Source organism: Bradyrhizobium diazoefficiens, from assembly GCF_016616885.1.
Taxonomy (GTDB): Bacteria; Pseudomonadota; Alphaproteobacteria; order Rhizobiales; family Xanthobacteraceae; genus Bradyrhizobium; species Bradyrhizobium diazoefficiens_F.
In genome coordinates, this window is sequence record NZ_CP067102.1 from 5,508,734 (window position 1) to 5,520,988 (window position 12,255).

Below are 12,255 nucleotides of genomic sequence, written 5' to 3' on the forward strand. Positions count from 1 at the left end.
ACTGCCGCGTGACGGTTCGAACGCGCTGCCGAGATCGTCCCGATCACGGCATAAGCCGTTCGCGTTTAAGCGAAATTTGCAGCATATCGTCCAAAAGCAATCCGGCGTGCGCTGCGCTATTTCGCCGCTTTCAACCGGTTTACTGAGGGCCTCGTTCTGATAGACCAAGATAGACAGCAGCACTTTCCTTTCGCTGGAATCACGGCGCGTGCCAGACACTAACGACCAGGACTCAGCCATTTCCTTCGGGGCCTTCCGACTGCTTCCGAAGTCGCGGTTGCTCGAGAGAAACGGCGCCCCGCTTCATCTCGGCGGTCGTGCGCTCGACATCCTCATCTTTCTCGCCGAGCGAGCCGGCGAGGTCGTCGACAAGCGGGAATTGGTCAAGCGGATCTGGGCTGACGTGAATGTCGACGAGGGCAGCCTGCGCTTCCACATCACGTCCCTGCGCAAGGCCCTGGGCGATGGCGGCGAAGGCTCCCGCTATGTCGTCAACGTGCCCGGCCGCGGCTATTGCTTCACGGCTCCCCTGCACCGCGCCGCGCCCGCGGAGAACCGGCCAGCCGCGACTGTGTCCTCGCGCCGGTCCATACCTGCCCCACTCGCGAAGATGATTGGCCGAGACGACGCCGTCGAGAAGATCGCGACTGAACTGTCCCTGCATCGGTTTGTCACCATCGTCGGCCCCGGCGGCATCGGCAAGACCTCGGTCGCACTTGCCGTTGCGCATGGTCAGCATGCGGAATTCGAGGGCCAGGTGTGCTTCGTCGATTTTGGCGCGCTGACGGAGCCGCGGCTCGTTCCCGGCACGATTGCCGCGGCGCTTGGCCTGACCGTCAATTCCGACGACCCGATACCCGGGCTGCTGCTGTCATTGCGCAACCGCCGGACGCTGCTGGTGCTCGACAGCTGCGAGCACATCATCGACGCGCTCGCTCCCCTGGCAGAGCGCATGGTGCGGGAAGCTCCGGAGCTGCATGTTCTCGCCACCAGCCGCGAATCCTTTCGCACCGAGGGCGAACGGGTCTATCGGCTGTTTCCGCTGGATTGTCCGCCACAACGCGACGGGCTGAGCATGGCCGACATCCTTGCCTATCCGGCGAGCCAGCTTTTCGTCGAGCGAATTGCCGAAAGCCTGAGCGAATTCGAGCTCAGTGAAGAGGATGCGCCTCTGGTCGCCGATATCTGCCGGCGTCTGGACGGCATTGCGCTTGCGATCGAACTCGCCGCCGGACGGGTCAACGCCTACGGGATCGCCGGCACGGCCTCGCTGCTCGACAGCCGTTTCTCGCTGCTGTGGCGGGGACGCCGCACCGCGATTCCCCGGCACCAGACACTGAGCGCGGCGCTGAGCTGGAGCTACGACCTGCTGCCCCAGGCCGAAAGCGCGACGTTGCGCGGCCTGTCGGTCTTCGTCGGTCCGTTCACACTCGAAGCTGCGCTCGCGGTCGCCGCATGCCAGGGCATCGACGAGGCGGAAGCGGCCGAAGCGATCTCGAATTTGCTGTCAAAATCCCTGATTGCAACGTCGCCTGCCGAACGACGGCTGAGATACCGCCTGCTCGACACGACCCGCGCCTTCGCGGGCGACAAGCTCATCGAGAGTGGGGAAGCAGCCCGCGTGGCGCGCGCCCACGCCGAATATTTCCGCGACTTCCTGCACGACATCTCCATCAAGTCCAACGGCATGCAGAGCGCGGGCGGCTTCCTGCCCTATGCCGATCATCTGCCAAATGTGCGGACCGCCCTGACCTGGAGCTTCTCAGAGGCCGGCGACCGCGCGCTCGGCGTCGACCTGGCGGCCGCGGCCGCGCAGTTCTTCCTCGAGCTGACATTGCTGACGGAATGCCATAGCTGGACCCAGCAGGCGCTCGCCTCTGCCGAGTTGGTCGACAGCCGCAAGGAAATGACCTTGCAGGCGGCTCTCGGCGTCTCCGTGATGTTCACGCAAGGCAACACAGAGGGGGTCCGGTCGGCGTTCACGCGAAGCCTGCAACTGGCTGAGGAGCTCGACGACCTGCACTGGCAGCTCTGGCTGTTGCGCGGGCTGCACATCTATCTGACTCGCGTCGGAGATTTTCACGGCGCGCTCGGCACCGGCGTACAGGGCGAAGGCGTCGCCAGGAAGCTGAACGACCCGACCAGCACGCTGAACGTCGAGTGGATGCTGGGTGTGGCACATCATCTGATCGGGAACCAGGACAAGGCCGTCCAGTTCTGCGAGAGCGCGATGGTGCACAATCCGAGCTCGCAGCGGCTGAATATCGGCCATCTCGGCTATGACGACCGCATCGTCGCGCTGGTCGCCTTGGCGCGCGGGCTCTGGCTCAGCGGCAGGCCCGACCGGGCCATCGAGGCGGCCAGATACACGGTGCAGCAGGCCGAACAACTCGAGCAGCCCCTGACGCTCGGCATTTCCCTGATCTGGACCATCTACGTGTTTTTGTGGGTCGGCGACTGGGCCAGCGCCGCAAGCCTGATCGATCGGCTGATCGAACATGCCGCACGGCACTTCCTCGGCCCCTATCACGCGGTCGGCATCGGTCAGAAGGGCGAGCTCCTGCTCCGCCGCGGCGACATCGCCGGCGGCATCGAGCATCTTCGCCGCAGCCAGGCGACGTTGTACGCCACCCGGCACCGGATCATGACGACAGTGTTTGCGACAGCACTCGCGGAGGGGCTGGCCGCCCACAACGAGGCCGATGAGGCCTTGCGCACGATCGACGAAGCCATCGCCCAGATCGGCGATCACGGCGAATCCTTCGATATGCCGGAAATGCTGCGGGTCAAGGCGGACATCCTGGTCCAATCCGCCAGGGCGACGGAGGCCGAAGCCTGGCTCCAGCAATCGCTTGCCTTGTCGCGCCGGCAATGCGCGCGCGGCTGGGAGCTGCGGGGGGCGATGAGCCTGGCTCGGGTCTGGCAGCGGGCTGGGCGAAAGGGCGAAGCGCAGGCTCTGCTCGCACCGCTGGTCGCGCAATATCAGGAAGGCCTGTCGAGCCGCGACCTGGTCGCCGCCAAGGGACTCCTGAGCGCGCTGAATTAAGAGCATGTTCAACGGGATACCGCCCGATTGGGCTCTTGCAACTCCTAACAACTTCTAACACGCCAAGCCGCATCCGCCCCGCCATGGTGCTGGGAATCACGGTGGATGCAGCGAGACATGGCACTTCTTGACGATGCGATCGACGCCTGCGGGGGCTTGGCCCGTTGGAACAGCTTGAGCCGGTTCACGCTGCATCTTTCCGTTGGAGGAGCCCTGTTCTCCGACGCCGGACATGCCCGCGAATTCAAGGACGTCACCGCGGAGGGATCGACGCGGACACAATCGGTCCGCTTCACCGGCATCACCGGCGGCGAGCTGTCCGGCGCATTTGCGCCGGACGCGATCACGATCGAAAGCCTGGATGGTCAGGTGCTGCGGACCTGGCACAACCCAAGCCTCGCTTTCCCGACCAATGGCACACATGCGCTGGCAGACGAACTTCATCTGGTCTGCTTCTGCGGCGTCCAGATTTGGAATTATCTCACCACGCCGTTCCTCCTCGCTCGTCCCGACGTCGTGGTGGAGGAGCTAGCCCCGTGGCAGGAAAACACCGGAACGTGGCGGCGTCTTCGCGCACAATTCCCGCCAAGCCCGATCGGCCTTGCATCCGAGCAGGTGTTCTATTTCGACGAGAACGCTTTGCAGAGGCGGACCGATCACGATCTCCTCGGCGCACCCGTCGCGCACTATTCGTGGGCCCACGAAACCTTCGGCGGCATCGTGGTTCCAACTCTTCGGCGTACGCTGACGTTGCAGCCCGACGGCACCGTGATTGCAAAGCCCGTGCTGATCGACGTCGAGATCTTCGATGCCGTCTTCGAGTAGCTGCATGAAATATTGGCTAAAATTCCATCTCCTGCGGCCGGCCGCCGCATCCTCGCGGCTCGCACATAATCTAACAGATCCTAATCACCCCTAACGAGCTTCCAGGCCTACCCACGCCTATCCTCTCATCATGGGAAGATTGCGAATTCGCAGTTGACCACAAGTACGACGAGAAGCTGAGAGAGGATGAGCAATGTTGACCGAATCGCAGACGGCCTACACTTGGATTGATCGTCCGGCCGGCCCGCGGGATCAGAAAATCCATCACGCGAGCCAGGCGATCGCCCGAGAAGACGGGTGGCGCCAGATTGCTTCGGGTTCGAAGATCGAAGAGATCACGATCTCGCGATGGGAAGATTCGCGGGACACCAAATGGCACGAAGCGACGACGCCTGATGGCCGGTATTTCGTCGGGATCGCGCTGAAAACGACGCGAGCGAAACTGACCAGGGAACGCCAGATCATTTTCGACGGCACCATGCCATCAGGCACGCTGTATGTCAGCGCGCCGTCGCGACAGCTGAGCGCGCAATTCCAGGGGCCCTGCGAATTCCTGCACTTCCATATCTCCGCCGACCATTTCCCCGCACGATGGTCGCCGGACGCGGCCGAGGAGCTCGACGACCTCGTTCTGCTGCGCGACCCGCTCGCCGCGGGGCTGACCAAGGCACTTGCCGAACAAGGCGATACCGCGGGCCACCAATTTGCGCGCTGTATCGGTGAAATCCTTGCGATGCGCCTGACGCGCTCTGAAATGCGGCGCGCCAAGGTCAACGCCCTGCCCAAATGGCGCCTTCGACGCGTCGAGCAGCATATCGCCGCCCATTTCGAGCGGAGCATCAGCCTGTCCGAGCTCGCCGGCGTTGCCGGGCTGTCCCGAATGCATTTCGCCGCGCAATTCCGCGCAGCGACCGGCTATCGCCCGCGCGAATATTTGCTCAATCATCGCATCGAGCAGGCGAAGTCGATGTTGACGGCGAGCGAGAGACCGTTGGCCGCGATCGCACTTGCCGTCGGCTTCAGCACCCAGGCGCATTTCTCCACTGTGTTCAAGCGTATCAGCGGCCAGACGCCGGCGCGCTGGCGCGCGGCCTCCAGGAACCAGCGGCCTGATGTTGAAACGCTGCCGCGACGGCGTCCATCCTGGGATGGCGATCGCTTCGCGGGTACCGCCGCATGAGAATGGTTTTGGCGCAAGTGCCCTGTCGCTTGCGCCGGCTCATCCTGCCGGCAGCGCATCGAGATGGCAGGCCACCCATTGCTCGCCTTCCACCGAACGAAGTTGCGGCTCTTCAGTCCGGCACCGATCGAACGCGTACGGGCAGCGGGTGTGGAAGCGGCATCCGCTCGGCGGATTGATCGGGCTCGGCACGTCTCCCTTGAGGATGATGGGATTGCGCTGAGCTCCGGGCTCCGGCAGCGGAACCGCCGACAACAGCGCCTTGGTATAGGGATGCCTTGGCGCGGCAAAGATCTCCCGGCGCGGCGCCACCTCGACGATCTTGCCGAGATACATCACCGCGACGCGGTGGGTCATGTGCTCGACGATCGCGAGGTCATGGCTGATGAACAGCAGCGCGAGGCCAAATTCGCGCTGCAGATCCTGCAACAGGTTGACGATCTGCGCCTTGACCGAGACGTCGAGCGCCGAGACCGCCTCGTCGCAGACGATCAGCTCCGGCTCGGCCGCGAGCGCCCGTGCAATGCCGATGCGCTGACGCTGGCCGCCGGAGAATTCGTGCGGCCTGCGGTTGAGCGCTTCGCGCGGCAGGCGCACCGTATCCATCAGCGCCGTCACGCGTGTCTCGAGATCGGTCGCGGATTTGGCGAGGCCGAAATTGCGGATCGGCTCCGCGAGAATATCGCGCACGCGCATACGCGGATTGAGGCTCGAGAACGGATCCTGGAACACCACCTGCATGCGTTGCCGCAGCTGACGCATCGTGCTCGGATGTGCGTCGTCGATACGCTGGCCGTCGAGGATGACCTGGCCGGAGGTCACATCGAACAGCCGCAGGATCGCGCGACCGACCGTCGACTTGCCGCAGCCGGACTCGCCGACAAGCGATAACGTCTCGCCCTTCGCGATCTCGAAGGACACGCCATCGACCGCGTAGACCCATTCGGACTTGCGCCCGAACAAGCCGGTCTTGACCGGAAAATGCTTCTTGAGGTCGTTGACCTGGAGCAGCGGAGGGCTCATGCCGCAACCGCTCCCTTGGCCGCGTAGTGGCAGGCCGCGATGTGGCGCGGCCCCTTCTCCTCGAGCCCCGGTGCATACTGTCGGCAGAGATCGGTCGCGAGCGCACAGCGGCCGGCGAAGACGCAGCCGGTGATGGGCTCGCGCAGATCAGGCACCTGTCCGGGGATCTCGGCGAGCCGCCTCGCCGTACCTGTCAGCGACGAGCCAAGCCGTGGCACCGCGCCGAGCAAGCCTTGGGTATAGGGATGACGCGGCGAGCGGAACAGTTCAGTCACCGGCGCCTCCTCGACCTTGCGGCCGGCGTACATGACCATGACGCGTTCGGCGATTTCGGCGACCACGCCGAGATCATGGGTGATCAGGATGATCGCCGCCCCTACCCGATGTTTCAGGTCCAGCATCAGCTTCAGGATCTGCGCCTGGATGGTCACATCGAGCGCTGTGGTCGGCTCGTCCGCGATCAGAAGCTTTGGATTGCAGGCCAGCGCGATCGCGATCATCACGCGCTGGCGCATGCCGCCGGAGAGCTGGTGCGGATATTCGCGCACGCGCCGCTTCGGCTCGGGAATGCCGACGAGGGTCAGCATCTTGACCGCGTGCGCCTCGGCGGCCTCATTGTCGAGACCCTGATGGATCATCAGCGTTTCGCGGATCTGACGGCCGACGGTCAGGACCGGATTGAGGCTGGTCATCGGCTCCTGAAAGATCATCGAGATGTCGTTGCCGCGGATCTCGCGCATCTCGCGGTCTGAGAGCTGCAGGAGGTCCCTGCCCGCGAAGCGAATGATGCCTGCGATCCTGCCCGGCGGCTCCGGGATCAGTCGCATCAGAGACATCGAGGTCACCGACTTACCGCAGCCGGACTCGCCGACGATGGCGAGCGTCTCGCCTTCGTTGACATGAAAGGATACACCGTCCACCGCGCGGTTGATACCGCTGGGGGTACGGAAGTGGGTTTGCAGATTTTCGACTTCGAGCAACGCCATCGCGATCAGCCCCTCGACATCACAGGCTCTTGGCCATGCGCGGATCGAGCGCATCGCGAAGGCCGTCGCCGAGCAGGTTCACGGCGAGCACGGTGACGGAGAGGAAGGCCGCCGGGAAGAACACGATATAGGGCTTGACCTGCCACAGCGCGCGGCCCTCGGCCATGATGTTACCCCAGGACGGAATGGTGGGCGGCGTACCGGCACCGATGAAGGACAGGATCGCCTCCGTGATCATGGCGCTGGCGCAAATGTAAGTCGCCTGCACCAGCATCGGCGCGAGCGTGTTGGGCAGGATATGGCGAAGAATGATCATCGGCGTACGCGTGCCGCAAGCGACCGCGGCGTCGACATAGGGCTGCTCGCGCAGCGACAGCACGACGCTTCGGACGAGCCGCGAGACGCGCGGGATCTCGGCGATGGTGATGGCCAGAATGACGTTGCCGACGCTGCCGCGCGTCAGCGCCATCAGCGCGATCGCCAGCAGGATCGGCGGGATCGACATCAGGCCGTCCATGAATCGCATCAGGATGCCGTCCGCCCAGCGAATGAAGCCGGAGACAATCCCGATGGCGAGCCCGGCCGCAGATGCCAATATCGCAACCGACAGGCCGACCGTGAGCGAGACCCGCGCGCCAAAGAGCACGCGCGAATAGATGTCGCGGCCGAGCACGTCGCTGCCGAACCAGAAAGCGGCCGACGGTGCGCGGGTCCGCTTGGCGGGCGCGAGCGCGGTCGGGTCGACTGTCCCGAGATAGGGCGCAAAGATTGCGATCAGAACCAGCGCGAGCAGCAGCGCGCCGCCGATCGCGACGGTAGGATGGCCGCGCAGGAAGCCGATGAAGCCGCGCCGGATGATGACCGGCCGCAGGATCTCCGGCAGTTGCGGCGCGAGAACGAAGCCGGCGGGGAGCGACTGCGGGTTGACGGTCGTATCGGTCAATAGCGGATCCTCGGGTCAACGAGCGTGTATGTGACGTCGATCATCAGATTGACGAGGACGTAGACGAAGCTGAACAGCAGCACGATGCCCTGGATGACCGGATAGTCGCGGCGCAGGATCGCATCGATCGTGAGGCGGCCGAGACCGGGGATCGCGAACACGCTTTCCGTCACGACCGCGCCGCCGATCAGGAGCGCGATGCCGATCCCGATCACGGTCACGATCGGCACCGCCGCATTCTTCAATGCGTGAATGAACAGGATGCCGCCTTGCCCCATCCCCTTGGCGCGCGCGGTGCGGATATAGTCCTGTTGCAGGACTTCGAGCATGGTGGCGCGGGTGATGCGCGCAACCAGCGCGATGTAGACGCAGCCGAGCGCGATCGCCGGCAGGATCAGGTTTTGCAGCCACGGCCAGAAGCCCTCCGTGAGCGGCGTATAGCCCTGCACGGGAAGCCATTCGAGCTCCAGCGCGAAGATGTAGGCAAGGACATAGCCGACGACGAAGACGGGCAGCGAGAAGCCGAACACGGCGAACGCCATGATGGCGCGATCGATGAAGCTTCCCGCCTTCCATGCCGCGACCACGCCCAGCGGCACCGCGACGACGATCGTGAGCAGAAGCGTGACGGTCATCAGCGACAGCGTCGGTCCGAGACGCTGCCCGATCATCGCGGACACCGGCAGATTGGTGAAGATCGACGTGCCGAGATCGCCATGCAGGATGCGCCAGACCCAGCTGCCGAACTGGATCAGGAAGGGACGGTCGAGGCCGAGGCCCTGGCGGATGCGCTCCACATCCTCCGGGCTCGCCTGGTCGCCCGCGATCACCACGGCGGGATCACCCGGCGCGATATAGAGCAGGCTGAACACGAACAGTGCAACAATCGCCATCACCGGCAAGGTGGCGACGATGCGCCGGAGGATATAGGAGAGCATCTGGCCTCAGCGCAGGGTCATGCGGTCTTCGATACGCCCCAGAAGAACGGCAACGGTCCCTTGGTGATACCGGAGACGTTCTTGCGCCAGGCCGTGTAGCTCAGGAAGAACCCGGTCGGCGCGTAGACGACGTCATCGAGCGCCGCCTTGTTGAGACGACCGATCGCGGCCTTCTCCTCGTCGAGGTTCTTGGCCTCGAACCAGGACGTGACTTCCTTCTCCGTGCCGGCGCTGGTCGGCCAGCCGAACCAGGCCTTGTCGCCGTTGGCGCGAATGGCGGTGTAGGGCGCGGGATTGATGCAGTCCGCGCCGGCGTGCCAGGTGTGGAACATGTTCCAGCCGCCCTGCCCCGGCGGAGTCTTGGCGGCGCGGCGGGAGCCGACCGTGCCCCAATCGGTGGCGACGAAGTCGACATTCATGCCGAGCTGCTTGAGAAGATCCGCGGTGACGTCGCCTTGCGCCTTCGTAATCGGCTGGTCCTGCGCGACGAGGCATGCTACCGGCTGGCCGGAATAGCCGCTCTCGGCGAGCAGCTTCTTGGCCGCGTCGAGATCGCGCTTGCCTTTCAGGATCTCGCCGCCCATCTCGCTGTAGAGCGGCGTATCCGGCGTGAAGAAGCCGGGCAGCGGCTTCCACAGCGAATTGTCGTCGCCGATGATCGCGCGCATATAGTCTTCCTGGCTCATCGCCATCAGCACCGCGCGTCGGGCGCGTACGTCGTTGAACGGCGGATACAGGAAATTCATGCGGAACGAGCCGATATTGCCGAGGGGATCGCCAATGTCGACGCTGATGTTCTTGTTCTTCTTCAGGACCGGAACGAGGTCGGCGATCGGGCTCTCCCACCAATCGACCTCGCCGTTCTGCAGCGCGGCGGCTGCGGTCGCTGCATCCGGCATCACGATCCATTCGACGCGGTCGATCAGGATCTGCTTGCCGCCGGCGAGCCACGACGCCTTCTCCTGCCGCGGCACGTAGTCGGCGAACTTCTCGAACACGGCCTTTGCGCCGGGGACCCATTCGCCCTTGGCGAACTTCATCGGTCCGGAGCCGACATAGTCGCCGATCTGCTTGAACGGATCGGTTTGCGCGATGCGCTCGGGCATGATGAATGCACAGGGCGAATTGTTCTTCGCAAGCGCGTAGAGCATCTTCGGGAAGGGCTGCTTCAGCACCCATTTGAAGGTGCGATCGTCGACCGCCGTGAGCTCCTGCTGAAGCGCCTTGATCATCAGGCCCATCGGATCGCGCGCCGCCCAGCGCGAAAGGCTCGCGACGACGTCCTTGCTCAAGACGGGCTCGCCGTCATGGAATTTGAGGCCCGGCCGCAATTTGAACGTCCAGGTCGTGCCGTCGTCGGTCACTTCCTCGGATTCGACCATCTGACGTTGCGGCTGAAGCGAGGAGTCGATGCCGTAAAGCGTGTCCCAGACCAGCGCTGCGGCGTTCCGCACGACATACTGCGTGCCCCAGATGGGGTCGAAATTGGCGAGATTGGCCTGCGGCACGAAACGCAAGGTGCGGGCGGAGGCGCCTTGCGCGATCGCCGGCGCCGAAAGGCCACCGGACAATGCCAGACCGCCCGCGCCAGCCAGTCCCTTCAATACGGTCCTGCGATCCATGAAGTCCTCCCAGTAGTGCCGTGATACCGGCCGTTCATTGGCCAAGGGCAGGTGAAAGCGAGCCCATTAGCGTGCAAATGGTATGCCAGTAAACGAACCTTCGCCAGCGGGATCTCATCGCCTTTTGCCGGCCAGGACCGCAGGAGCGGGCGTCAAGAAGCGGCTGCCAGGGCTGGCCCGGTCACAGCAGTTTTGCCCCGAAATTCCGCTCAGGATCCATGTCCGCCACGAGCCGGCCGGTCGGCTTTGCCGCCTCGCCGCCACTCCGCGCCAGGAATTTGCCGCTGCCGGCGCTGGCGAGGCACTTGTCGCCGTCAATGATCACGCGGCCGCGCGAGAGCACGGACACCGGCCACCCCTTCAGCTTGCGGCCCGCAAACGGCGTGTAACCGGCGAGATCGTGCATCATCTCATCCGCGATCGTGGTCTCGCGATTGGGGTCCCAGATCGCGATATCGGCATCCGCGCCGACCGCGATCGAGCCCTTGCGCGGATGCAGATTGTAGATCTTTGCCGGCGCGGTCGCGGTCAGCTCGACGAACTTTTCAAGGCCGAGCCGTCCTTTCGACACCATCGCGTCGAACAGCAGCGGCAGCCGCAGCTCCAGTCCCGGCAGGCCATTCGCGACCTGCTTGAAGTTCGGATTGGGGCCGGCGCGCAGCTTGCCGGTCTCGTCGTAACGATACGGCGCGTGGTCCGACGAGATGGTTTGGAGATCGCCGAGCGACAGCGCCTGCCACAGCGCCTCCTGGTCCTGATACGTGCGCGGCGGCGGGCTGCACATCCACTTGGCGCCTTCCGCACCGGGCTTGTCGAGATCATCAGCCGTGAGGAACAGGTATTGCGGACAGGTCTCGGCAAACACCTTGAGCCCCTGCCCGCGCGAGTCGCGGATGACCTTGGCGCCCTCGGCGGTCGAGACATGGAAGATCATGATCGGCTGATCGATCAGCGCCGCCATGCCGATCAGCCGGGTGAAGGCTTCCGCCTCCGAGACGCGCGCATGACTGATGGCGTGGTATTTCGGCATCGTGTAGCCGCGCGCGAGCAGCCGCTTGACCATCCAGGCGATGATGCCATGATTTTCGGCATGGGCGCACAACATCGCGCCGGACCGGCGTGCGGCGAGGAGAATGTCGAGCAGCGGCTCGTCGTCGACCTTGAGCCGGTCGTAGGTCATGAAGATCTTGATCGAGGCGTGTCCCTGCTTGACCAGCGCCGGAATGTGCTCCTCGACCGTCTCCTTGGTCGCGTCCGCGATGATCATGTGAAAGGCGTAGTCGATCACGGCGCTCTTCTTTGCCAGCGCATGATAGTCCTCCACCACCTGCGGCAGCTTCATACCGACGTGCTGGGCCGCGAACGGAATCACCGTGGTCGTACCGCCAAAGGCCGCCGACACGGTCGCGCTTTCAAAAGTGTCGGCATTCATGATGCCGGCGGCAGACAGCTGCTCGATATGCGCGTGACTGTCGACGCCGCCGGGCAGCACCAGCTTGCCCCGCGCGTCGATCTCGCGCTTGGCGGGCGGAAGCCCGCGGCCGATGGCTGCGATGGTCTCGCCGGAGATGGCGACATCGGCCTCGAACACATCGGTCGTGGTCGCGACGCGGCCACCGCGGATGATCAGATCGTAAGTGGGTTCAGTCATGCGACACTCCATGATAGGCCTGAGCAAAATGATCGCCGATT

9 protein-coding genes are annotated in these 12,255 nt (G+C 64.4%); 3 read left to right on the forward strand and 6 right to left on the reverse strand.

Annotated elements, in window-relative coordinates:
* Window positions 1–208 precede the first annotated feature (208 nt).
* From JJC00_RS25800 to JJC00_RS25810, 3 genes are all read left to right on the forward strand, one after another.
* Window positions 209–3,046, forward strand: a complete 2,838-nt coding sequence (locus tag JJC00_RS25800; protein ID WP_200468686.1) for an ATP-binding protein — start codon at window positions 209–211, stop codon at window positions 3,044–3,046.
* Between the two features lie 117 nt (window positions 3,047–3,163).
* Window positions 3,164–3,871, forward strand: a complete 708-nt coding sequence (locus tag JJC00_RS25805) for a hypothetical protein (protein ID WP_200468687.1) — start codon at window positions 3,164–3,166, stop codon at window positions 3,869–3,871.
* Between the two features lie 193 nt (window positions 3,872–4,064).
* Complete coding sequence (locus tag JJC00_RS25810; RefSeq protein WP_200468688.1) at window positions 4,065–5,051, forward strand: helix-turn-helix domain-containing protein; 987 nt, start codon at window positions 4,065–4,067, stop codon at window positions 5,049–5,051.
* Between the two features lie 39 nt (window positions 5,052–5,090).
* On the opposite strand, the gene JJC00_RS25815 is transcribed toward JJC00_RS25810, so the two are convergent.
* The 6 genes from JJC00_RS25815 to hydA form a co-directional block, all read right to left on the reverse strand.
* A complete protein-coding gene (locus tag JJC00_RS25815; protein WP_200468689.1) occupies window positions 5,091–6,074 on the reverse strand; it encodes an ABC transporter ATP-binding protein in 984 nt (327 codons plus the stop codon).
* Window positions 6,071–7,060: an ABC transporter ATP-binding protein gene (locus JJC00_RS25820; RefSeq protein ID WP_200468690.1), complete on the reverse strand. Its 990-nt coding sequence runs from the start codon at window positions 7,058–7,060 to the stop codon at window positions 6,071–6,073. Before JJC00_RS25820 ends, JJC00_RS25815 begins: the two co-directional genes overlap by 4 nt.
* A 19-nt stretch (window positions 7,061–7,079) precedes the next feature.
* Complete coding sequence (locus JJC00_RS25825) at window positions 7,080–8,003, reverse strand: ABC transporter permease (protein WP_200468691.1); 924 nt, start codon at window positions 8,001–8,003, stop codon at window positions 7,080–7,082.
* A complete protein-coding gene (locus JJC00_RS25830) occupies window positions 8,000–8,941 on the reverse strand; it encodes an ABC transporter permease (protein WP_200468692.1) in 942 nt (313 codons plus the stop codon). The genes JJC00_RS25825 and JJC00_RS25830 overlap by 4 nt, the downstream gene beginning before the upstream one ends.
* Before the next feature lie 17 nt (window positions 8,942–8,958).
* A complete protein-coding gene (locus tag JJC00_RS25835) occupies window positions 8,959–10,563 on the reverse strand; it encodes an ABC transporter substrate-binding protein (protein WP_200468693.1) in 1,605 nt (534 codons plus the stop codon).
* 181 nt (window positions 10,564–10,744) lie between these two features.
* Window positions 10,745–12,214 carry a dihydropyrimidinase gene (hydA, locus tag JJC00_RS25840; protein WP_200468694.1) on the reverse strand — a complete coding sequence of 490 codons (1,470 nt, stop codon included), beginning with the start codon at window positions 12,212–12,214 and terminating at the stop codon, window positions 10,745–10,747.
* Window positions 12,215–12,255 lie beyond the last annotated feature (41 nt).